The sequence below is a fragment of the Pseudomonas sp. Pmew2 genome, from assembly GCF_058129885.1.
This window is the reverse complement of sequence record NZ_CM176702.1, coordinates 5697923-5719715: the sequence shown is the minus strand read 5'-3', so window position 1 is coordinate 5719715 and position 21793 is coordinate 5697923. Positions and strand designations below refer to the sequence as shown.

19 protein-coding genes are annotated in these 21793 nt (G+C 60.0%); 10 read left to right on the top strand and 9 right to left on the bottom strand.

Features of this window, described 5'->3' with window-relative positions; translation table 11 throughout:
- Window positions 1-46 precede the first annotated feature (46 nt).
- The 10 genes from bioB to AC4ANK_RS26415 all read left to right on the top strand — a co-directional run bounded on the left by bioB (window position 47) and on the right by AC4ANK_RS26415 (window position 11395).
- Window positions 47-1105 (top strand): biotin synthase BioB, encoded by a 1059-nt coding sequence (gene bioB / locus AC4ANK_RS26460; RefSeq protein ID WP_002555574.1) that lies wholly within the window; start codon window positions 47-49, stop codon window positions 1103-1105.
- A gap of 64 nt (window positions 1106-1169) precedes the next feature.
- Window positions 1170-2360, top strand: coding sequence for an 8-amino-7-oxononanoate synthase (bioF, locus tag AC4ANK_RS26455; protein WP_002555573.1), 1191 nt, complete (start codon window positions 1170-1172; stop codon window positions 2358-2360).
- Entirely contained in the window at window positions 2353-3084 is a 732-nt protein-coding gene (locus tag AC4ANK_RS26450; RefSeq protein WP_044423848.1) for an alpha/beta fold hydrolase, read from the top strand. The genes bioF and AC4ANK_RS26450 overlap by 8 nt, the downstream gene beginning before the upstream one ends.
- Entirely contained in the window at window positions 3077-3886 is an 810-nt protein-coding gene (gene bioC, locus AC4ANK_RS26445; protein WP_002555571.1) for a malonyl-ACP O-methyltransferase BioC, read from the top strand. Before AC4ANK_RS26450 ends, bioC begins: the two co-directional genes overlap by 8 nt.
- Window positions 3887-3916: 30 nt before the next feature.
- Window positions 3917-4597, top strand: coding sequence for a dethiobiotin synthase (bioD, locus tag AC4ANK_RS26440; RefSeq protein WP_002555570.1), 681 nt, complete (start codon window positions 3917-3919; stop codon window positions 4595-4597).
- Between the two features lie 155 nt (window positions 4598-4752).
- The gene (locus tag AC4ANK_RS26435) at window positions 4753-5049 is read left to right on the top strand and encodes a hypothetical protein (RefSeq protein ID WP_002555569.1); all 297 of its coding nucleotides are present in this window, start codon (window positions 4753-4755) and stop codon (window positions 5047-5049) included.
- 348 nt (window positions 5050-5397) lie between these two features.
- Window positions 5398-7203 (top strand): phenylacyl-CoA dehydrogenase, encoded by a 1806-nt coding sequence (locus tag AC4ANK_RS26430; protein ID WP_002555568.1) that lies wholly within the window; start codon window positions 5398-5400, stop codon window positions 7201-7203.
- A gap of 376 nt (window positions 7204-7579) precedes the next feature.
- Window positions 7580-8878 carry a GGDEF domain-containing protein gene (locus AC4ANK_RS26425; protein ID WP_031596853.1) on the top strand — a complete coding sequence of 433 codons (1299 nt, stop codon included), beginning with the start codon at window positions 7580-7582 and terminating at the stop codon, window positions 8876-8878.
- A 172-nt stretch (window positions 8879-9050) separates the two neighbouring features.
- Complete coding sequence (locus AC4ANK_RS26420) at window positions 9051-10829, top strand: acyl-CoA dehydrogenase C-terminal domain-containing protein (protein WP_002555566.1); 1779 nt, start codon at window positions 9051-9053, stop codon at window positions 10827-10829.
- 404 nt (window positions 10830-11233) lie between these two features.
- On the top strand, window positions 11234-11395 hold the full coding sequence (locus tag AC4ANK_RS26415; RefSeq protein WP_002555565.1) for a YqaE/Pmp3 family membrane protein: 162 nt from the start codon (window positions 11234-11236) through the stop codon (window positions 11393-11395).
- An 84-nt stretch (window positions 11396-11479) separates the two neighbouring features.
- Here AC4ANK_RS26415 and AC4ANK_RS26410 read toward each other — a convergent pair whose 3' ends face one another.
- The 9 genes from AC4ANK_RS26410 to AC4ANK_RS26370 form a co-directional block, all read right to left on the bottom strand.
- A complete protein-coding gene (locus tag AC4ANK_RS26410) occupies window positions 11480-13306 on the bottom strand; it encodes a S9 family peptidase (RefSeq protein WP_005735076.1) in 1827 nt (608 codons plus the stop codon).
- The gene (gene pqqE / locus AC4ANK_RS26405; protein WP_002555563.1) at window positions 13269-14438 is read right to left on the bottom strand and encodes a pyrroloquinoline quinone biosynthesis protein PqqE; all 1170 of its coding nucleotides are present in this window, start codon (window positions 14436-14438) and stop codon (window positions 13269-13271) included. The genes AC4ANK_RS26410 and pqqE overlap by 38 nt, the downstream gene beginning before the upstream one ends.
- Window positions 14431-14715: a pyrroloquinoline quinone biosynthesis peptide chaperone PqqD gene (gene pqqD / locus AC4ANK_RS26400; protein ID WP_002555562.1), complete on the bottom strand. Its 285-nt coding sequence runs from the start codon at window positions 14713-14715 to the stop codon at window positions 14431-14433. Before pqqD ends, pqqE begins: the two co-directional genes overlap by 8 nt.
- Window positions 14712-15467, bottom strand: a complete 756-nt coding sequence (pqqC, locus tag AC4ANK_RS26395; protein WP_002555561.1) for a pyrroloquinoline-quinone synthase PqqC — start codon at window positions 15465-15467, stop codon at window positions 14712-14714. Before pqqC ends, pqqD begins: the two co-directional genes overlap by 4 nt.
- Before the next feature lie 8 nt (window positions 15468-15475).
- Window positions 15476-16387: a pyrroloquinoline quinone biosynthesis protein PqqB gene (gene pqqB / locus AC4ANK_RS26390; protein WP_002555560.1), complete on the bottom strand. Its 912-nt coding sequence runs from the start codon at window positions 16385-16387 to the stop codon at window positions 15476-15478.
- Window positions 16388-16474: 87 nt separating this feature from the next.
- The gene (gene pqqA / locus AC4ANK_RS26385) at window positions 16475-16549 is read right to left on the bottom strand and encodes a pyrroloquinoline quinone precursor peptide PqqA (protein WP_003422658.1); all 75 of its coding nucleotides are present in this window, start codon (window positions 16547-16549) and stop codon (window positions 16475-16477) included.
- A gap of 135 nt (window positions 16550-16684) precedes the next feature.
- Entirely contained in the window at window positions 16685-18994 is a 2310-nt protein-coding gene (pqqF, locus tag AC4ANK_RS26380) for a pyrroloquinoline quinone biosynthesis protein PqqF (protein ID WP_002555559.1), read from the bottom strand.
- 182 nt (window positions 18995-19176) lie between these two features.
- The gene (locus tag AC4ANK_RS26375) at window positions 19177-19971 is read right to left on the bottom strand and encodes a carbon-nitrogen hydrolase family protein (protein ID WP_002555558.1); all 795 of its coding nucleotides are present in this window, start codon (window positions 19969-19971) and stop codon (window positions 19177-19179) included.
- Between the two features lie 14 nt (window positions 19972-19985).
- Window positions 19986-21665, bottom strand: a complete 1680-nt coding sequence (locus tag AC4ANK_RS26370; RefSeq protein WP_002555557.1) for a flavin monoamine oxidase family protein — start codon at window positions 21663-21665, stop codon at window positions 19986-19988.
- Between the last annotated feature and the right edge of the window lie 128 nt (window positions 21666-21793).

Sequence of the window (21793 nt, the reverse complement as noted above, 5' to 3'; positions counted from 1 at the left end):
CCTTTACGCCCTCGCGCATTGCCCAGAAACACCAAGGAGCCGCCCGATGAGCGCCAGCACCACCGCCACTTTGCGTCACGACTGGACTTTAGCCGAGGTCAGGGCGCTGTTCGTACAGCCATTCAATGACCTGCTGTTTCAGGCGCAAACGGTGCACCGCGCTCATTTCGACGCCAACCGTGTGCAGGTTTCCACGCTGCTGTCGATCAAGACCGGCGCTTGCCCGGAAGACTGCAAGTACTGTCCGCAGTCCGGTCACTACAACACCGGTCTTGAGAAAGAAAAACTGCTGGAAGTGCAGAAGGTGCTTGAGGAAGCAGCGCGTGCCAAAGCCATTGGTTCGACCCGTTTCTGCATGGGCGCGGCCTGGAAGCATCCTTCCGCCAAGGACATGCCTTACGTGCTGGAGATGGTCAAAGGCGTGAAAGCCATGGGCATGGAAACCTGCATGACCCTCGGCCGTCTCGATCAGGAGCAGACCGAAGCGCTGGCCACTGCCGGGCTGGACTACTACAACCACAACCTCGACACCTCGCCGGAGTTCTACGGCAGCATCATCACCACCCGGACCTACAGCGAGCGCCTGCAAACCCTGGCCTACGTGCGCGATGCCGGGATGAAGATCTGCTCGGGCGGCATTCTGGGCATGGGCGAGTCCCTCGACGACCGCGCCGGGCTGCTGATCCAGCTGGCAAACCTGCCGGAGCACCCGGAGTCGGTGCCGATCAACATGTTGGTCAAGGTTGCCGGTACGCCGCTGGAAAACGCCGAAGACGTCGACCCGTTCGACTTCATCCGCATGCTCGCGGTGGCACGGATTCTCATGCCGCAGTCCCACGTGCGGTTGTCTGCCGGGCGCGAAGCGATGAACGAGCAAATGCAGGCGCTGGCCTTCTTCGCCGGTGCCAACTCGATTTTCTATGGCGACAAGCTGCTGACCACCGCCAACCCGCAAGCCGACAAGGACATGCTGTTGTTCTCCCGTCTGGGCATCAAGCCCGAAGCGGGCGAAGGCCATGCTGATGAAGTGCATCAGGCTGCCATCGAACAGGCGCTGGTCGAACAGCAAAGCAGTTCGATGTTCTACGACGCTGCTTCTGCCTGACCCCTTGAACGGGCCGGCCTGCTCCGGCCCGTGTTGAACTGCCATCTTTCGGACCGGGGCCTGCATGTCTTTCGATCTCCGCACGCGCCTCGACGCCCGTCGCGCCGAACATCTCTACCGCCAGCGCCCATTGCTGCAAAGCCCGCAAGGCCCGCAGGTGGTTGTCGATGGTCAGCCATTGCTGGCGTTCTGCAACAACGATTACATGGGCCTGGCCAACCATCCGGAAGTGATCGCCGCCTGGCAGGCAGGTGCCGAGCGTTGGGGCGTGGGCGGCGGGGCGTCGCATCTGGTGATCGGCCACAGTACGCCGCACCACGAACTGGAAGAAGCATTGGCCGAGCTGACCGGTCGTCCTCGCGCGCTGTTGTTCTCCAATGGCTATATGGCCAACCTCGGCGCGGTGACAGCCTTGGTCGGGCAGGGCGATACGGTGCTGGAAGACCGCCTCAATCATGCCTCGCTGCTGGATGCCGGTCTGCTCAGCGGCGCACGGTTCTCGCGCTATCTGCACAACGATGTGACCAGCCTGACAAGCCGCCTGGAGAAATCCGTGGGCGATACGCTGGTGGTCACTGACGGCGTGTTCAGCATGGATGGCGACATCGCTGACTTGCCTGCGCTGGCCCAGGCTGCGAAGGCCAAGGGTGCCTGGCTGATGGTGGATGACGCCCACGGCTTCGGGCCGCTGGGTGCAAACGGTGCCGGAATCGTCGAGCACTTCGGCCTGAGCATGGAGGATGTGCCGGTACTGGTCGGCACCCTCGGCAAATCGTTCGGCACCTCTGGAGCATTCGTGGCCGGCAGTGAAGAGTTGATCGAAACCTTGATCCAGTTCGCCCGGCCCTACATTTACACCACCAGCCAGCCACCTGCGCTGGCCTGCGCGACCTTGAAAAGCCTGCAACTGCTGCGTACCGAACATTGGCGTCGCGAGCATCTGGCGAGCCTGATCCAGCAGTTTCGTCAGGGGGCCGAGCAGGTCGGCCTGCAATTGATGGACAGCTTTACGCCGATCCAGCCAATCCTGATCGGCGATGCCGGACGGGCTCTGCGTCTGTCGCAGTTGCTACGTGAGCGTGGCTTGCTGGTGACGGCGATTCGTCCGCCGACCGTGCCTGCTGGCAGTGCCCGATTGCGCGTAACGTTGTCTGCAGCGCACAGCAAGGCCGACGTACAGCTATTATTAGAGGCTCTGGAGCAGTGCTACCCGCTGCTGGATGCAAGTGAATCCACGGAGCCCGTCCATGCGTGATCGTTTGATTCTACTGCCGGGCTGGGGCTTGGGCGTTTCGCCGCTGGAGCCGCTTGCCGCCGCGTTGCGCGGGCTTGACGAGCACCTGCGGGTCGAAATCGAGCCGTTGCCGGATATCGACAGCTGCGACCTGCCTGACTGGCTCGACGAACTGGACGCCAACCTGCCGGATAACGCCTGGCTGGGCGGCTGGTCGCTGGGCGGCATGCTCGCCGCCGAGCTGGCAGCACGGCGTGGCGAAGGTTGCTGCGGGCTGCTGACCCTGGCCAGTAATGCCTGTTTCGTCACCCAAGGCGCGTGGCCGAATGCGATGCCCGCGCAGTATTTCGATGCGTTTCTGGCCGGCTGTTCCGCTGACCATGACGCGACCCTCAAGCGTTTCAGCCTGTTATGCACTCAAGGCGCAGTAGACTCACGCGGTCTCGCCCGGTTACTCAAGGCTGGCGCGCCGCACAGCTCCAAAACTGCTTTGGTCGATGGGCTGAAGATACTCCAGCAACTCGATACACGTAGCGCGCTGCAAACCTATCGCGGCCCGCAACTGCACCTGTTTGCCGGACTCGATGCGTTCGTGCCGGCTGAAGCAGCAAGTGATCTGCTGGCCTTGTTGCCGGATGTCGAGGTCGGTCTGATCGAACAGGCCAGCCATGCATTCCTTGTGGAAAACCCCCACGGAGTAGCCGCTGCGATTCACGCCTTTCTGCACGAGTTGGACGATGACTGATCTTTCTATGCCCAAACCGCCCTCTGTCCTGCCGGACAAACGGCAGGTCGCCGCGTCCTTTTCCCGGGCCGCGGGCAGCTATGACAGCGTGGCCGAACTACAGCGCAGCGTCGGCAGCGAGCTGCTGTCGCGTCTGCCTGCGCAGTTCAGTCCGGTTCGCTGGCTGGATCTGGGGAGCGGCACTGGCTATTTCAGCCGGGCACTGGATCAGGTTTTCAGTGGCAGCGAAGGCATCGCGCTGGATATCGCCGAAGGCATGTTGCGCCATGCGCAGCCATTGGGCGGTGCACAGCACTTTGTGGCAGGTGATGCCGAGCACCTGCCACTGCGTGATCAGAGTTGCGGGCTGATTTTCTCCAGCCTCGCTGTGCAGTGGTGTGCGGATTTCGCCGCGGTGCTCCGTGAGGCTCACCGGGTATTGCAACCAGGCGGTGTGTTTGCCTTCGCCAGCCTGTGCGTCGGCACGCTGTACGAGTTGCGTGACAGCTGGCAGGCAGTCGACGGCCAGGTTCATGTAAACCGCTTTCGTCACGAGGATGATTATCGTCAGTTGTGCGCTGCCAGCGGTTTACAGGTGCGCAGCCTGGATGTGTGCCCGCAGGTGTTGCATTACCCCGATGTGCGCAGCCTGACGCATGAGCTGAAAGCGCTCGGGGCGCACAACCTCAACCCTGGGCGGCCCAGTGGCCTGACCGGACGCGAGCGGATCAAGGGCATGGTTCAGGCCTACGAAGCCTTCCGTCAGGAAGCCGGTCTGCCCGCTACCTATCAAGTGGTGTACGCGGTGCTTGAAAAAGCCTGACGGCTCCACGTCATAAGGAAGATTACCGAGATGAGCGCTGCTTATTTCATCACCGGAACCGATACCGATGCTGGCAAGACCACGGTAGCTGCCGGTTTGCTGCATGCCGCCCGCTTGAAGGGCTTGAGCACCGCAGCGGGCAAGCCTGTGGCATCCGGTTGCGTAGTGACTGCACAGGGACTACGCAATTCCGACGCGCTGGCGTTACAGGCCGAGTGCTCTGTCGAGCTGAATTACGATGAAGTCAATCCGCTTGCTTTCGAACCGGCCATTGCGCCGCATCTGGCCGCGCGCGAGGCAGGTGTCGTGTTGACGGTCGACTCGTTGCTGAGGCCGATGCAGCATATTCTGGATAAACAGGCCGACTTCACCTTGATCGAAGGCGCAGGCGGCTGGCGCGTGCCCTTGGCCGGGCAGAGCAACCTGTCCGATCTGGCGCTTGCGCTGGATCTGCCGATCATTCTGGTGGTGGGCGTGCGTCTGGGCTGTATCAATCATGCGCTGCTGACTGCCGAAGCCATCGCCCGGGACGGTCTGCACCTGGCAGGCTGGGTGGCCAACGTCATAGACGCAAACACCTCGCGGCTTGAGGAAAACCTCGCCACGCTGGTCGAGCGTCTGCCTGCACCCTGTCTTGGACGCGTGCCACGATTAAACGAGGCGAGCGCCGGAAATGTGGCGCAATACCTTGAATTAGGGCAACTGCGCTGACAGCGTCGCTATCTTGCTGACAGGCAACGTTGTTTTGGTTTTTTCAAGAGTCAGGCTATCATGCGGCCTAGTGCCATTAGTCTATTTGTCGAGTATTTCTGCGCAAATGCTGGTTCAATGGCACGTGTTCGTTTTTTTGAACTGAGGATCGGCTTATGCAAATCACCATGAACAACACCCTTTATCCGGGCCTGAGCGCTATGCAGGTCGGGCAAGGTCGTGTGGATCAGGCGGCCACCCAGATCGCCAGCTCCAACATCGAAGTGTCGGGCAGAAGTCAGTCTTCTGACTTTCAGCTCGAAAACCTGCGTTCCGTCGACCGCAGCCAGCGTTCTGACCTGTCTGCCAATATTGTCGAGCTCAACGCTGGCAAGAATCAGGTCGAAGCCGGGGTTGCGGTTCAAAAGGCCAGCGACGAAGCGCTTGGCACTCTGATCGACACTTACGCTTAACATCCTGTGTTCTAAAGCTTCGTGTAACGCCCACGCCGTGCCACACCTGCACGGCGTCGTTTGCTGAATTGCCCGCCATCACCCTCCTGTATCGCCCCCGTAGCACCTTCCGCCCTCGACTAAACTTGCGCTTACGTTTTTCCTGCGCCTGATCCCTTTGCCTGCGCGGTCTGTAGAGCAGGGTGGACGAATGGTGCGCGCTTCGCTATTGACAAGGTTTAGGCGTAAACGTATGTTTCAAACACCTGTTTGACCGCAAGGCATACGAGATTGTCTGGTGCTTGAGGCTATGCTTTCAGCGACCGCCCGGTCATTCGTTCCAGGATTCATCAGCAGAGGTTTATCGCTATGCCTGACTACAAGGCCCCCTTGCGTGATATTCGTTTCGTCCGTGATGAGCTGCTCGGTTATGAAGCGCACTATCAAAGTCTGCCAGCCTGTCATGACGCCACCCCGGACATGGTCGACGCCATTCTCGAAGAGGGTGCCAAGTTCTGCGAGCAGGTTCTGGCACCGCTGAACCGGGTGGGCGATACCGAGGGCTGCACCTGGAGCGAGTCGGGCGTGAAGACACCGACCGGTTTCAAGCAGGCTTACAAGCAATTTGTCGAGGGCGGCTGGCCGAGTCTGGCGCATGACGTTGCGCATGGCGGCCAGGGCTTGCCCGAGTCGCTGGGTCTGGCGGTGAGCGAGATGGTCGGCGAAGCGAACTGGTCGTGGGGCATGTACCCTGGCCTGTCGCATGGTGCGATGAACACCATCTCCGAGCACGGCACCCCCGAGCAGCAGGACGCCTACCTGACCAAGCTGGTCTCCGGCGAATGGACCGGCACCATGTGCCTGACCGAATCCCACTGCGGCACTGACCTGGGCATGCTGCGCACCAGGGCTGAACCTCAGGCTGACGGGACCTACAAGGTTACCGGCACCAAGATTTTCATTTCCGCTGGCGAACACGACATGGCCGATAACATCGTCCACATCGTGCTGGCGCGCCTGCCGGACGCACCGGCTGGCACCAAAGGCATTTCGCTGTTCATTGTGCCCAAGTTCCTCTCGGCTGCCGATGGCAGCATCGGTGAGCGCAACGCGGTTAACTGTGGCTCCATCGAACACAAGATGGGCATCCACGGCAACGCCACCTGCGTGATGAACTTCGACGGCGCTACCGGCTACCTGATCGGCCCGCCGAACAAGGGCCTGAACTGCATGTTCACGTTCATGAACACCGCGCGTCTGGGCACTGCGCTGCAAGGTCTGGCGCATGCCGAAGTGGCCTTCCAGGGCGGCCTGCAATATGCCCGTGACCGTCTGCAGATGCGTTCGTTGACCGGCCCTAAAGCACCGGACAAGGCCGCTGACCCGATCATCGTCCATCCAGACGTGCGCCGCATGCTGCTGACCATGAAGGCTTTCGCCGAAGGCACGCGTGCCATGGTGTACTTCACGGCCAAACAGGTCGATATCGTCAAGTACAGCGAAGACCCGGAGCAAAAGAAAGCCGCCGACGCCTTGCTGGCGTTCATGACGCCGATTGCCAAGGCTTTCATGACCGAAGTGGGCTTTGAGGCCGCCAACCACGGTGTGCAGATCTACGGTGGTCACGGTTTCATTGCCGAGTGGGGCATGGAACAGAACGTTCGCGACAGCCGGATTTCGATGCTGTACGAAGGCACCACTGGCATTCAGGCTCTCGACCTGCTGGGCCGTAAAGTGCTGATGACTCAGGGCGAAGCGCTCAAGGGCTTCACCAAGATCGTCCACAAGTTCTGCCAGGGCAATGAGGGTAACGAAGCGGTGCAGGAGTTCGTGACGCCCTTGGCCGCGCTGAACAAGGAGTGGGGCGACCTGACCCTGAAAGTCGGCATGGCGGCCATGAAGGATCGCGAAGAAGTCGGCGCCGCTTCGGTGGATTACATCATGTTCTCCGGTTATGCCTGCCTGGCGTACTTCTGGGCCGACATGGCGCGTCTTGCGGCCGAGAAGCTGGCTGCCGGGACATCGGACGAGGCGTTCTACCGCGCCAAGATCCAGACCGCGCGCTTCTACTTCCAGCGCATCCTGCCGCGCACTCGCACGCACGTTGCCGCGATCCTGTCGGGCGCTGCCAACCTGATGGACATGAAAGAGGAAGACTTCGGCCTGGCTTACTAAGCCTCGCTGCGGTCATGAAAACCGCCTGATCGCTGATCAGGCGGTTTTTTATGGGTGCGTTTGGGCTCATTGTTAACACCAATCTCAACGAGACTTTGGGGAGCACTGACCCCGGATAACTCTCGTTTCCATCACTGCTCGTGGTAATGCATTTCGTGACGCTCTGCGTCACATCGCAGCCATGGGGCGCTATTCAATGCGGTCCGAGATACAGATAGCACCAACGCCCGCGACTTCCGCAATAAACATTTCCCACCTCCTGCCGTTACAGAAAGTAGCTCGTTTATTGATCCTGCCGATGCATTGTTCGCTGGCGGAGGGCACAATGCCATCAGGCCAGCCATTCATTCAGATGCCGGGTAGGAGATAACCCCTTTTGTTGCGTCCATCAGCTGCGCGATTGAGTCATTTTTTGCCTTCACTGGGTCTGCTGGTGGCGGGGCTTGCGGCTGCGTACGTAAAGGACCTGAACGTCTTCTTCACATCGCTTTTCAATGTGCTGCCCACGCTGGTCCTGCTATTGGGCGGTGCGTATTGCTGTGTTTACCGGCGTCAGCGCGAGCTGTTTCTGATGCTCACGGTGTATATCGCCTACTACCTGCTGGATACCCAGACCGATTTTTACCGCGATAACGGCAAGGTCCGTGAGGATGCGGCGGTGATTTTCCACCTGGTCTGCCTGCTGCTGCCGGTGCTGTTCGGGCTGTATGCCGCGTGGGAAGAACGTACGCATCTGTTTCAGGACATGGTCGCGCGGCTCGCGGTATTGGTGGCGGTAGGCAGTGTGGCGCTGGGTCTTGAACAGAGTTATCCGGTCGAACTGCAAGTCTGGCTGGCCGACATCCGCTGGCCTGCGCTGCACGGTGCCTGGATGAGTCTGATTCAGCTGTCCTATGCCATGTTCCTGGTGTCATTCGGGGTGTTGATCTGGCAATACCTGGAAAAACCGCGACCGCTGCACGCCGCGCAGATTGTCGGCCTGCTGGGATTGTTCTGGGCACTGCCGAAAACCTTCATCCTGCCGTTCACGCTGAATATCCTCTGCAGTCAGGTGATGCTGATGATTGCCGCCGCCGTGGCTCACGAGGCGTATCAGATGGCCTTCCGGGATGAACTGACCGGACTGCCTGGTCGCCGGGCGCTCAATGAACGCATGCAGCGTCTGGGACGCAACTATGTGCTGGCGATGAGCGACGTGGATCACTTCAAGAAATTCAACGACACCCACGGCCACGATGTGGGCGATCAGGTGCTGCGTCTGGTGGCCAGCAAACTGTCGAAAATCACCAACGGTGGTGGCAAGGCGTATCGCTATGGGGGCGAAGAGTTCGCCATCGTGTTTGCCGCCAAGACCATTGATGAATGCATGCCGCATCTGGAAGCCATCCGCGAGACCATCGCCAATTACGAGATTCAGCTGCGCAACAAGGACAGTCGTCCTCAGGATGATCAGCAAGGCCGACAACGCCGCGGTGGAGCGCAGGCAGGCAGCGTGTCGGTAACGGTCAGTATCGGCGTTGCCGAACGCCAGCCGGAACATCGCACGCCGGAAGAGGTGCTCAAGAGTGCTGACCAGGCGCTGTATGCGGCCAAGGGGGCCGGGCGCAACTGCGTGGTCGCTTACGGGCAGTTGAACCGGCGCGGCGCTGTTCGTACAACTGAAGCGGCCACCTGAGCCAATCCTGCTATTTTTCCCCGTGACCTGCTGTGACTATTCAGTCATGACACGACCCTATGTCTCTGAAATGTTGTTCGGGTAGACTCGTGAAACTCGACTGCTGATCTGCGTCTCTGCATGCATCGATCAGCCTCCAACAGAATTTCGCTCCGTGTTCACGAGGTTTGCCATGGCTGACTACAAAGCGCCACTGCGCGATATGCGCTTCGTCCTTAATGAAGTCTTCGAGGTTTCAAAGCTCTGGGCTCAACTGCCCGAGCTGGCCGAAACAGTCGATGCTGAAACGGTCGAAGCCATTCTCGAAGAAGCCGGTAAAGTGACCAGCAAGACCATTGCGCCGCTGAGCCGTAACGGTGACGAGGAGGGCTGCCACTGGAAGGACACCGTCGTCACCACACCTGCAGGTTTTCCCGAGGCCTATAAGACCTACGCTGAGGGCGGCTGGGTCGGTGTAGGCGGCAATCCCGAGTTTGGCGGCATGGGCATGCCCAAGGTGGTGTCGGCTCAGGTCGAAGAGATGCTCAACTCTGCCAGTCTGGCGTTCGGTCTGTACGCGATGCTCACGTCCGGCGCCTGCGTATCGATAGACACCCACGCCAGCGAAGCGCTCAAGACCAAATTTCTGCCCAATATGTATTCAGGCGTCTGGGCCGGGTCGATGTGCCTGACCGAGGCCCACGCCGGTACCGATCTGGGCATCATTCGGACCCGGGCCGAACCGCAGGCGGACGGCGCTTACAAGATCACCGGCAGCAAGATTTTCATTACCGGCGGCGAACACGACCTGACCGAAAACATCATTCATCTGGTCTTGGCCAAGTTGCCGGATGCACCGCCCGGGCCGAAAGGCATTTCGCTGTTTCTGGTGCCCAAGTTCATGGTCGGCGACGACGGCAGCCTTGGCGAGCGCAACACCGTCAGCTGTGGCTCAATCGAGCACAAGATGGGTATCCAGGCTTCGGCGACCTGCGTGATGAACTTCGACGACGCTACCGGCTACCTGGTCGGCGAACCGAACAAGGGGCTGGCGGCGATGTTCACGATGATGAACTACGAGCGTCTGGGCGTTGGTATTCAGGGCCTGGCGTCGGGCGTGCGGTCTTACCAGAGCGCCGTCGAGTATGCGCTGGATCGTTTACAGAGCCGCGCCCCGACCGGAGCGCAGAACAAGGACAAGGCTGCTGACCCGATCATCGTCCACCCCGACGTGCGTCGCATGCTGTTGACCATGAAAGCGTTCAACGAAGGCGGTCGTGCGTTTTCCAGCTACGTCGCCCTGCAACTGGATATCGCCAAGTTCAGCGAAGACGATGCCGCGCGCAAGCGTGCCGATGATCTGGTGGCGCTGCTGACCCCGGTCGCCAAGGCGTTCCTGAGTGATATCGGTCTGGAAACCACTGTTCATGGCCAGCAGGTTTTCGGCGGTCACGGTTACATCCGTGAGTGGGGCCAGGAACAGCTGGTACGTGACGTGCGCATTACGCAGATCTACGAAGGCACCAATGGCATTCAGGCGCTTGACCTGGTGGGGCGCAAGATCGTCGGTTCGAACGGCGCGTTCTATCAGTTGTTTTCGGATGAAGTGCGCCAGTTCATCAATGGCGCGGATGGCGCACTTAACGAGTTCGCCCAGCCGCTGGCAAAAGCCTTGAACATGCTGGATGAGCTGACTGGCTGGGTGCTGGACCGCTCGCGCGGTAATCCCAATGAAATCGGCGCTGCGTCTGTGGAGTATCTGCATCTGTTTGGTTACACCGCCTACGCCTACATGTGGGCGATGATGGCCAAGGCGGCGCTCGGTAAAGAGCAGCAGGAGGAGTTCTATGCGAGCAAGCTGGGCACCGCACGCTTCTACTTCGCGCGCCTGCTGCCGCGTATCCACTCGCTGGATGCCTCGGTGCGCGCGGGCAGCGATTCGCTGTACCTGTTGAAGGCGTCACAATTCTGACCTGCAAAAGCCTTGTAAGCATTTGCTTACACTGCGTGGTGCCAATTGACCTCTTCCCAAGAAAGGGATCCAAAGTTAATCTTCACCCATGGACGTAGCGCAGGACGCGCAACAAGACATAACAGGGACACGTAGGGAAGCCTGCCAGGACGGTGGGGTGAAAGGGAAATCAGGGAAACAGTCTGGAAAGCCCCGCTTAGGCGGGGTTTTCTTTGTTTGCGTTTTGACGATTCTGTTTTCTTTCCGCTCGCAGCACACGATGCTGTGCCCGCAGTGCAACGCTTGTCCTGATCCTCTCCCGAGAAAGAATAATGGCGCGGTGCCAGAGCCGGTTGAACCCTCACCGACGGCCAGGGTCGATTAGCTGTATGGCCAATCAGAGCCAATTCAATCAGGAGCTTTTCATGGACATCATTCGTATCATTTTCGCCATTCTGCTGCCTCCGGTAGGCGTGTTCATGCAAGTAGGCTTTGCTGGCGCTTTTTGGCTGAATATCCTGCTGACCCTGCTGGGTTATATCCCGGGGATCATCCACGCGATCTACATCATCGTCTCGCGCAAGTAACTCTCGCGCAAGTAACAAGGTCGCCCGACCACGCAGTAGCACTCGTTGATCGTTCCCTGCTGCGGGAACGATCACACGGCTTGATCAGGCATCAAGCACATCCCGATAAAAACGCCATTCTTTCTCCAGAGCATCTGCCAGGTTACTCGCCTTGCGGAATCCATGATGCTCGTCTGCGTAGAAGTGCGCTTCAGTCTTGATGCCGTTGTCTTGCAGGGCTTTGAGCATGGCCCGGGTCTGTTCGGGCACTACCACGGCATCCAGCTCGCCTTGAAAGAAAATCACCGGCACCTTGATGCGGTCTGCGTGCAACAGCGGCGTTCGATCCTGATAACGCTCGATGTCCTTGTCCGGGTCGCCGATCAGCCAGTCCAGGTAATCGCCCTCGAATTTATGCGTGGCCCTGGCCAGTGCTACCGGGTCGCTGACGCCATAAAGACTGGCACCTGCACGAAACACATCCTTGAAGGCCAATGTACAAAGTGTGGTGTAACCACCCGCGCTGCCGCCGCGAATGAAGGCCTGTCCTTGGTCAATCAGGCCACGTCCCGCCAGATGCGTGACAACCGCACAGGCATCTTCCACGTCCGCCACGCCCCATGCCAGGTGCAGGCCTTGCCGATAGGCGCGACCGTAGCCGCTGCTGCCGCGATAATTGAGGTCTGCCACGGCGAAGCCGCGGTGTGTCCAATACTGAATACGTGGGTCCAGCACCGGGTAGCAGGCGGAAGTCGGGCCGCCATGGATGAACACCACCAATGGCGGTTTTTGCGTGCCGGTCATGGCCGGGTAGAAATAGCCGTAGGCCTCGGCTCCACCGCTGGGATAACGCAGCGGCTGAGGGCGGCTGATCAGTTCGGGCGGCAGCGGCGAGCCTCCCCCGGCAAGCACCTGAACACCGGCGTCGTGGCGAGAAATAGCCAGCACGGCAGATGTGCTCACCGCGGATGCCGCGATGCAATACACGAACTCTTCGTCAATGGCGAGGCTGCGAAAGCGGCTGTAGCCAACGCTGAAATCCTCGACGCTGCCGTCAGCCTGACAAAGCCCCAGAACACTGGAGCCGTCTTCGATCCAGCTCGCCAGATAGCCATCGTTGATCGGCAGCCAGGTGCAGCTGCCCAGTTGCCAAGGCGCAGAAGCGTGATCGGCCGGGCTGGCGGGCAGCGGCGCAAACCCGGAAGGCGATTCACCCCACGGCTGCCAGAAGCCAGCGCGATCAGTCAGGCAATGCAGGCGACCGTGGGCGTCAAAACGTGGCTGTTGCAGCGACTCTTGTGCGCCTTCGCCTGCAACACACTGCGCAGTGCCCCAGCTGCCGTCGTCTTGTCTCGCTGCACACATCAAGCGGGTGCTGGTCCACGGCTGATGCGGGCGTTGCCATTCGATCCAGGCCAGGCGCTTGCCGTCGGCGCTGATGATCGGCGATGCGTAGAAATCAGCGCCTTCTGCCAGCAATCGGCGCTGCCCGTCAGCCAGATCGATAGCGACCAGCCGATGCGTATTGCGGTCTTCTTCAACGGCGAGAATCTGACCACCGCTAAAGAACAGGCCGCCATAACGCTTGTCGCCCTCCGTCAGCGCAACCGGCGCGCTGGCGCCCAGCGTCTGGCGGTACAATTGCTGGTCGCGCTCATTGACGAACACTAGCGCGTCGTCGGCCAGACAGAACGAACCACCACCGTATTCATACACCCGGCTGCGAACGCTGAAGCCTTGTGGCGTCAGGCAGCGCTTGCTGTTCGCGTACCAGTGCCAGATACGACAGGCGCCGTCTTCGGGGCGGTATTCGTTCCAGAACAGGCCCGCCGAGCTGACATCCAGTTCGGCGAAGTCGACGCCTGCAGCGACCGCTTGGGCGGCGCTCAGGCGTTCAGGAGGATTTTGCGATGAGTCGTGAGTTTCGGTCATTGCGAAAGGCCAGCTCTTCAATGGTTTGAGTAGCGGTTTCGGACTCGTCACGAGCCTGAGTGATGATCCCGTGGTGATAGGATTTGCTGCACACCGGGTCGGCATTGGCGGCGTCGCCGGTCAGCATGAAGGCTTGGCAGCGACAACCGCCGAAGTCCTTTTCCTTTTCGTCACACGAGCGGCACGGCTCGGGCATCCAGTCGTAACCGCGAAAGCGATTGAAGCCAAACGAGTCGTACCAGATGTGCTGCATGCTGTGGTCGCGCACATTGGGGAACTGGATCGGCATCTGCCGTGCGCCGTGGCAGGGCAGTGCGGTGCCATCTGGTGTCACGGTCAGGAAGATATTGCCCCAGCCGTTCATGCACGCTTTGGGACGCTCTTCGTAATAATCAGGCGTGACGAAAATCAGCTTGCACGGATGATTCTCTGCCTCCAGCCGGACGCGGTATTCATTGGTGACGGCTTCGGCGCGGACCAGTTGATCCTTGGTCGGCAGCAGGCCGAGGCGATTCAGGTGCGCCCAGCCATAGAACTGACAGGTGGCCAGTTCGACGAAGTCCGCTTCAAGCGCCAGACACAGCTCGATGATCTTGTCGATGCGGTCGATGTTGTGCCGATGGGTGACGAAATTCAGCACCATCGGGTAGCCGTGCTTTTTGACCGCCTTGGCCATCTCCAGTTTTTGCGCGAAGGCTTTTTTCGAGCCGGCGAGCATGTTGTTGACCTGCTCGTCGCTGGCCTGAAAGCTGATCTGGATGTGGTCCAGGCCTGCTTCCTTGAAGGCGATGATCTTTTCTTCGGTAAGGCCGATGCCCGAGGTGATCAGGTTGGTGTAGAAACCCAGGCGCCGCGCCTCGGCGATCAACTCGGCAAGGTCCTGGCGCACCAGCGGTTCGCCGCCGGAAAAGCCGATCTGTGCCGCGCCCATCTCCCGCGCTTCCTGCATGACCTTGAACCACTGCTCGGTGGTCAGCTCCTGGCCCTGTTTGGCAAAATCCAGCGGGTTGGAGCAATACGGGCATTGCAATGGGCAGCGATAGGTCAGCTCGGCGAGCAGCCACAGGGGCAGCCCGACCTCGGGAGTGAGCGGTATGTACGGGGTGTTGGTGACGGGGGCCAGGTCAGACAAGATCGATCCAGTTTTTCTTTTTGGCGCCTTCCATGAACTCGTCGACGTCCATGCCCAGTTCGGGAACATTGGGGAACTGCTGCTGAAGCTCATGAATGATGGCGGTGATGGTGCGCTTGCCATCGATCAGCCCGCCAATCAGGGCAGCGCTATCATTGAGTTTGATCATGCCCTCAGGGTAAAGCACCACATGCGCCTTTTGCGCAGGCTCGTACTGAAAGCGGTAGCCTTGATGCCATTTGGGTGTCAACGCTCGGAACTGCGGATCGTGCTTCATAGCGTAATCCCCTTATGCCAGACTTTTTGGTCTGTAACGCTGTGATACGGCGGGCGGTTCAGCTCGTAGGCCATGGACATCGCATCGAGCATGCTCCACAGGATATCGAGCTTGAACTGCAGGATTTCCAGCATGCGCTGCTGGCCTTCATATGTAGTGTAGTGCTGTAACGTGATGGCGAGGCCGTGTTCCACGTCGCGTCGGGCCTGGCCCAGGCGAGTGCGGAAATACTCGTAGCCTGCCGGGTCGATCCACGGGTAATGCTGCGGCCAGCTGTCCAGGCGCGATTGGTGGATCTGCGGCGCGAACAGTTCGGTCAGCGAGCTGCTGGCCGCTTCCTGCCAATTGGCGCGGCGGGCGAAGTTCACGTAGGCGTCGACGGCAAAACGCACGCCTGGCAGCACCAGTTCCTGAGAGCGCAGTTGGTCCGGGTCGAGCCCCACGGCCTGGCCGAGGCGCAGCCAGGCTTCGATGCCGCCGTCTTCGCCGGGCGCACCGTCATGGTCAAGCAAGCGCTGAATCCACTCGCGACGGATCTCGCGATCCGGGCAGTTGGCCAGAATCGCCGCGTCCTTGAGCGGAATGTTCACCTGATAGTAGAAACGGTTGGCGACCCAGCCCTGAATCTGCTCGCGGGTTGCACGACCCTCGTACATCGCCACATGGTACGGGTGATAGATGTGGTAATAGGCACCCTTGGCGCGCAAGGCCTGTTCGAATTCGGCGGGGGACAGTGCAGTCGCTTCGCTCATGTCAGCTCCTAAAGCTCGATGCTCATGCCATCGAAGGCCACTTCGACGTTGCGACGAACCAGCTCCGCACGTTCCGGGGAGTCTTCGTCGAGAATCGGGTTGGTGTTGTTGATGTGGATAAGCACTTTGCGCTGCTCGGGAAAGCCTTCGAGGACTTCCAGCATGCCGCCGGGGCCGTTCTGTGCCAGATGGCCCATTTCCCGGCCGGTACGCGTGCCGACGCCACGGCGCTGCATTTCGTCGTCGTCCCACATTGTGCCGTCGACCAGCAGGCAGTCGGCATCACGCATTTTCTCGGCCAGTGCTTCATCGACCTTGCCCAGGCCCGGGGCATAGAACAGCTTGCCGCCAGTGCGGGTGTCTTCGACCAGCAGGCCGATGTTGTCGCCCGGGTGCGGGTCGAAACGGTGTGGCGAGTAGGGCGGGGCGGCGCTGCGCAGCGGAAAGGGCGTGAAGCGCAGGTTCGGGCAGGCCGGAATCACAAAGCTGCCCTGTAATTCGATGCGGTTCCAGTTCAGGCCGCCGTTCCAGTGCTTGAGCATTTCGAACAGCGGGAAGCCGGTGCTCAGGTCTTCATGGACCATGTCTGTACACCAGACCTGGTGCGGGCAGCCTTCGCGCAGGCTGAGCAAACCGGTGGTGTGGTCGATCTGGCTGTCCATCAACACGATCGCGCTGATGCCGGTGTCGCGCAATGCGCGCCCCGGCTGCATCGGCGCAAAGCTCTGCAGTTGCGCACGGATATCCGGTGAGGCGTTGCACAGCACCCAGTTTATGCCGTCGTCGGACAGCGCAATCGACGACTGAGTCCGCGCGTGAGCACGCAGGCTACCGTCGCGAAAACCTGCGCAGTTGACGCAGTTGCAGTTCCACTGGGGGAATCCACCACCAGCAGCAGAACCTAGAATCTGGATGTACATGACAGCTCCTGGCACACGTTCTGAAATAAAAAACGCCACAACCATAAAAAAAGCCCCGGCGAACCGAGGCTTCACAGCGCACTGAAATCAACGGCTTGCGAAGTACATGGTGACTTCAAAACCGATACGCAGATCAGTGTAAGCAGGTTTAGTCCACGACATAAAAATCTCCTCGGATAAGTGCTGCGGTTGGTGACTACATCTTAGTGCATCGCTGAAGGCATCCGTTCAGATAGTTAGGGAGCTATGTTACTCAATTTAACAATTGCGCAGGACTGGAATCTGCAGGAAAGACCATTACCGTTCAGGTAAGGATAGCGGGATGGCCGCGTTGGCAGGGCGATTGGCCACGATCAGCCAGCCGCCAGTGGCATTGGTCAGCTGCTCCGTAGCAGTGAGTAACGAGTGTGTATCCAGATTTGACAGAGCGCGTTGCAACGCCTGCGAGTGGCTACCCTGATGGCCGGCAAGATGCGCTTGCCACTGCATTTCCGCCTGCTGCTGGTCCGGCATGCTCGACGGCTCGAATTGGGCTGAAAGGGCTTTTATCTGCTCAGACACATCTGCGTCGCGAACCCGCTCGGGCAATCTGCCGATGAACGTCTCAATGTGCTGAAAAAGCTGCCCTGCGTCGCAGGAGGGCGATTGAACACCAAACAGTAATCCGGTCCTTCCATTGATCTGTCTGATGCCACTGAACACGGCGTAACCCAGTTGCAGCTCGACCCGCAGCCGCTGGTAGAAGAGCGCTTGTGACACGTGCGCGAGCAACCGCCAGGCAGCTTCATCTTCAATGGAGGCCGTAAGGGCCGGGCAAAACACCAGCACTGCGTCTTCCGACGAGGACGATGCTTCAGTCGCCCAGCGTTTGCCTGGGAAAGTGGCGGGCGGCTTTGGCGAGTCTGTTTGCCGAACGCCCGGTGCTGCATTCAATGTGGCGTCTATCAAGGGCTGGCTGGCAGCAGAGAAGCCACTGGCGAAGCTGATCCAGCGCGAAGCCGCCCATACGCTTGGCAGATCGCCAACCGTCAGCTGCGGTTCGCTTCTCAGGTAATGATCGGCAAGCTGTTTGAGCAACTGACGAATCGGAATCAGCTCAGGTTCGTCGCCTGCCAGCGATGCGGGCTCAGGGTGCTGCAAGCGATGCAGGGCGTGTTCGATAACCGCAACCATCGGCTCGCGCAGGCCGTTCAGTTGAAGCTGCCAATAAGGCCCGTAAGCACTGAATGTAAGAGTTACACCGGCCTGACGTGCGTCTTCGGTCAATGGCTTGAGCTCTGCATTGAGCATCCGCCAGAGGGCTGGCTGCGGGGAGGGCAGTTCCCAGCGCAGATAAAACGCGGCTTCATCGCTGTTGGTGAGTGCCGTATCGAGAAACGGATTCGGCGCTGGCAAACGCCAATTGACCTGCTCGATGCTGTGGGTATCGGCGAGTGCGGAGCCGATCAGCGCGTCGGGCGTGAACTGTTCGAGCAGCGCGCGCAATGCCTCTTGGCCTTGCGCGCCTAACTGCGCAGGCGTCTCGCGACAGTAATGATGTGCCAGCGCCAACGCACCGAGCATGTGCAGGCGGCGTTGTTCGAGGCGTTGGTATTGCTCGACCAGCAACGGCCAGTGAGCCTTGAAAAAATCGAGCCAGCTGAAAAACAGGCTGTTGATGGTGAGAGTGTTCGCGAGGGCATCTTTCAGTTCGATATCAAGCAAGAGCTGCCCGCCGAACTGGTACAGCGGTGCGGCTTTCAGGGAGCTGGCAAGGCCCCTGTCGACCAGCTCGGCAATCAGTCCGCCCGGCTGAGTTGCATTAAGCCAGTGACAGAAGAACGCCAGCGCTTCGTCAGACTTGTCCGGCAAGTCCTCAAAGGCAAACAGCAGGTGGTTTTGCTGGTCAGCCTTTGGTCGATTGGCAATCAGCGGTGGGGGCGGTTGTTGTATGGCCTTCACACCACTGGCGAACATTGCGCCATGGTTGATTGCCAGTGTTTCCAGCTCGGCCATTGGTAGCGGCCCACTCAGGCACAGGGTCATCTGCCCTGCCTGATAGAAGCATCGATAAAAGTCCTGCAACGCCTGTTGAAACGCAGGGTTGGGCACTGACAGGCTGTAACGATTGCCAGCATGAAAGCCGCGCAGCGGATGCTGTGGATTGATCGATGCCAGCCGGCGCGCCTGATCGCGTGATGCGCTATCGCCGACCCAGGCGATGAACTCGGCGTGCAGCACTTCGCGCTCGCGCAGTTGATCGGCCATGGTCATGCGCGGCCGGGCAAGCATGTCGCACAGTCGCTCCAGCCCTTGGGCAAAGACCGCCTGCGGCAGCTCAAAGAAGAAGTCAGTGGTGCGTTCGCGTGTGCTGGCATTGACCTGACCGCCATGGCGCTGCACGAACGTCATCAGGTTTTCGCTGGCAGGGAAGCGCTCGGTGCCGAGGAACAACAGATGCTCCAGAAAATGCGCCAGCCCCGGCCAGGCCCGCGGCGCATCATGGCTGCCCGCCGCGACGCGCAATGAAGCTGCGCAGCGCTTGAGGCGCGGTTCGTGACACAGCACCACATTCAGGCCGTTGGCCAGCGTGAGGCGTTTGATGTCAGAGGAAGGCGGGGCAGGCATGAGGGTGTCCACGGCAGCAGGGAATGCAAAGCATCATGCTAGCGGATAACCGGCGAAGTTCGCGAGCATGGCTGAACCAAGGCAGGACGCGGAGCGTCCAGAACTGCATGCCGACGCGGAGCGTCGCACGATAATCGAGATTGTCACTCCAGTGCAGCACCGCCCAGCGTGACGCCTCGGGATCAAGTCAGCGACGTATACAGCCCCGGCCGACGATCGACGAAATAGTCGTTCACCGTCCTGGCCTGGGCCAGCAATGCCTTGTCCAGCGTCCCCACCAGCAAGCCTTCGTCCTGACCTGCCAGCAACGGGCGGCTGCCGTCCGGTGCGCAGAGGCTGCTGAGCCCGCAGTAACGAATCGCGCCTTCGCTGCCGCAATAGTTGGCGTACACCACGTAGCAGTGGTTCTCGAACGCTCGCGCCCGTACGGTCACTTCACAGACAAAGTCGTAAGGCAGCATGTTCGCGGTCGGCACCAGAATCAGTTCGGCCCCTGCCAGCGCAAGCCGACGGGTGTTTTCAGGGAACTCCACGTCGTAGCAAATCAGCATGCCCAGACGCCAGCCGTTCAATTCGACCACCGGGTAATGATCCTCGCCTGCTGCGAACATCGACCTGTCCAGCTCACTGAACAGATGGGTCTTGCGGTAGTTGCACAGACGTGTGCCCCGGCTGTCGATCAACTGCACGGCGTTGTATACCTGTTGATCAGGCCCGCGCTCCGGATAGCCGTACAGAATCGCAATGCCGCTTGCTTGCGCGATGGCGGCAATGCGCGACGCTGCCGGACCATCCTGCGCTTGCGCCAGTTCACTGACCGCCTGTGCACCGATGTTGTAGCCAGTCAGGAACATCTCCGGGCAGATCAGCAGCTGTGCCCCTTGCTCTGCGGCAGCCTGGGCCTGTTGTTCCAGACGCGTCAGGTTGCCGCTTATATCCAGCGGCAACGGCGAGCATTGATACAGCGCAATGCGCATGGTTTTTCCTTCTGTCAGTCGCCCAGTGCAATCGGGCCGATTTCATGAAACACGTCACCGGGGCCGGGGTTCTCGGCGTGAGTCTTGCCGCCGAAGTGGTTCATGATGCCCCACACGGCGTTGAGCGATGTCTGCACTGCGCCTTCAACCCAGGCCGGTGTCCAGGACACATCGTCACCGGCGATGAACATGCCGCGCTGTTCGCTGGGCATGTCCTGCTGCATGAAGTGCGCGTACATGCGCTGGTTATAGCGGTAATGGCCCGGCAGCGCACCTTTGAAGGCACCCAGGAAGTGCGGGTCGGCCTCCCAGGAAACGGTGATCGGGTCGCCGATGATGCGCGCTGCGATGTCCACTTTCGGGTAGATCTTCTTCAAGGCATCCAGCGCCAGCTTCACCCGCTTCTCGATGGGCTGCGGGAGCATCTTCAGTGCATCGCTCATCCACGAGTAGGACAGGCAGATCACGCCTGGCTTGTCGTCGCCGTTATCGAACAGGTAAGTGCCACGGGTCAGGCGGTCGGTGAGGGTCATGCTCATCAGGTCGCGGCCGGTTTCCGGGTCCTTGTCTTTCCAGAACGGACGGTCGACCATCACGAAAGTCTTCGAGGATTGCATGTAGCGCGTGCGATCCAGGGCCATCCACATCTTCTGCGAAAACAACGATTCTTCGCACTCGATCTGCGTGGTCAGCAGCCAGCTCTGACAGGTGGTCAGCACGGCGGCGTATTGCCGGGTGTCGCCCCAGTTGTCGGTCACGGTAAAGCTTCCGTCCTCGGCGCGGGCAATGCGTTTTACGCCAGGACGCGGTGCGCCGCGGTGCAGCGAAGACAGGCTGGTGCCCTTGGGCCAGTGTGCGCAACGCTCGGGCACATGGCTCCACAAACCGACCGGCACCTGCTGCACGCCGCCCACGATCAGGTGCTGGTGCTCATCGCAATTGGTCATCACCACGCGGAAGATTTCCAGCATCGAGTTGGGGAAGTCCGAGTCCCAGCCGCCGGTGCCGAAGCCTACCTGACCGAATACCTCGCGATGATAGAAAGACAGTTTGGCGAAGGCCTTGGACGTCGCGACGAAATCGTAGAAGGTGCGGTCGTCCCACAGCGGCACCAGCTTGTTCCACAGCTCTTTGAGGCGCGGCACATCACGGTCACGGATGGCCTGCTGGATGTCACCGAACTGCGAGCCGCTTTCCAGTGCGTCGGCCCAGGCGTCGGCCACTTCCTGAAACAGCGCCGGCAGATCCGAGAGCATTTGTGCGTAATAGGTGGTGCCTTCCAGGTCGATGACGGTGCTGCCTGAAGCGGCGGTCAGCGGGTTGGGAAAGGGCCTGGACTCAAGGCCCAGTTTGTCGACGTAATGAAAGAATGCGGTCGATGACACCGGAAAGCGCATGCCGCCCAGTTCGGCAACGATGCCTTTGGCACCCTCAAACTCTTGCGAACGCAACCGCCCACCCATCTTGGAGGCTTCGTAAACCACTGGCTTGAGGCCCATCTTCATCAGCTCGTAGGCCGCCACCAGCCCGGCGATACCGGCACCGATAATCGCTACTTCCGCGCCATGATTTTCAGCCGGGATACTGCCCAGACCTTTCGGGTGTTCGATCCAGTCATCGAAGGCGAAGGGGAAGTCGGGGCCGAACATCGTGATCGGCTTTTTGCCGTTGGCGGGGTGACGGTTGTTCTTCATGACGGACCTTGATGGGCAACGGCGAAAACAACAGTCTAGAGAAGGGCGGGCACGTTAATAAGACGCAAATTGTCGTCGATATGCTGTTTATTTATGCAAAGTGACGAATATTTTGGTCATCTTGTATG

What these genes read in the sequence shown, in the direction of transcription:
- AC4ANK_RS26415 (WP_002555565.1), top strand. Translation starts at nt 11,234, where the DNA reads ATGGACATCATTCGTATCATTTTCGCCATTCTGCTGCCTCCGGTAGGC.
- AC4ANK_RS26420 (WP_002555566.1), top strand. Translation starts at nt 9,051, where the DNA reads ATGGCTGACTACAAAGCGCCACTGCGCGATATGCGCTTCGTCCTTAAT.
- AC4ANK_RS26430 (WP_002555568.1), top strand. Translation starts at nt 5,398, where the DNA reads ATGCCTGACTACAAGGCCCCCTTGCGTGATATTCGTTTCGTCCGTGAT.
- bioF (WP_002555573.1), top strand. Translation starts at nt 1,170, where the DNA reads ATGTCTTTCGATCTCCGCACGCGCCTCGACGCCCGTCGCGCCGAACAT.
- pqqF (WP_002555559.1), bottom strand. Translation starts at nt 18,994, where the DNA reads ATGCCTGCCCCGCCTTCCTCTGACATCAAACGCCTCACGCTGGCCAAC.
- AC4ANK_RS26375 (WP_002555558.1), bottom strand. Translation starts at nt 19,971, where the DNA reads ATGCGCATTGCGCTGTATCAATGCTCGCCGTTGCCGCTGGATATAAGC.
- AC4ANK_RS26450 (WP_044423848.1), top strand. Translation starts at nt 2,353, where the DNA reads ATGCGTGATCGTTTGATTCTACTGCCGGGCTGGGGCTTGGGCGTTTCG.
- pqqB (WP_002555560.1), bottom strand. Translation starts at nt 16,387, where the DNA reads ATGTACATCCAGATTCTAGGTTCTGCTGCTGGTGGTGGATTCCCCCAG.
- pqqD (WP_002555562.1), bottom strand. Translation starts at nt 14,715, where the DNA reads ATGAAGCACGATCCGCAGTTCCGAGCGTTGACACCCAAATGGCATCAA.
- pqqC (WP_002555561.1), bottom strand. Translation starts at nt 15,467, where the DNA reads ATGAGCGAAGCGACTGCACTGTCCCCCGCCGAATTCGAACAGGCCTTG.
- bioD (WP_002555570.1), top strand. Translation starts at nt 3,917, where the DNA reads ATGAGCGCTGCTTATTTCATCACCGGAACCGATACCGATGCTGGCAAG.
- bioC (WP_002555571.1), top strand. Translation starts at nt 3,077, where the DNA reads ATGACTGATCTTTCTATGCCCAAACCGCCCTCTGTCCTGCCGGACAAA.
- AC4ANK_RS26410 (WP_005735076.1), bottom strand. Translation starts at nt 13,306, where the DNA reads ATGACCGAAACTCACGACTCATCGCAAAATCCTCCTGAACGCCTGAGC.
- bioB (WP_002555574.1), top strand. Translation starts at nt 47, where the DNA reads ATGAGCGCCAGCACCACCGCCACTTTGCGTCACGACTGGACTTTAGCC.
- AC4ANK_RS26435 (WP_002555569.1), top strand. Translation starts at nt 4,753, where the DNA reads ATGCAAATCACCATGAACAACACCCTTTATCCGGGCCTGAGCGCTATG.
- AC4ANK_RS26370 (WP_002555557.1), bottom strand. Translation starts at nt 21,665, where the DNA reads ATGAAGAACAACCGTCACCCCGCCAACGGCAAAAAGCCGATCACGATG.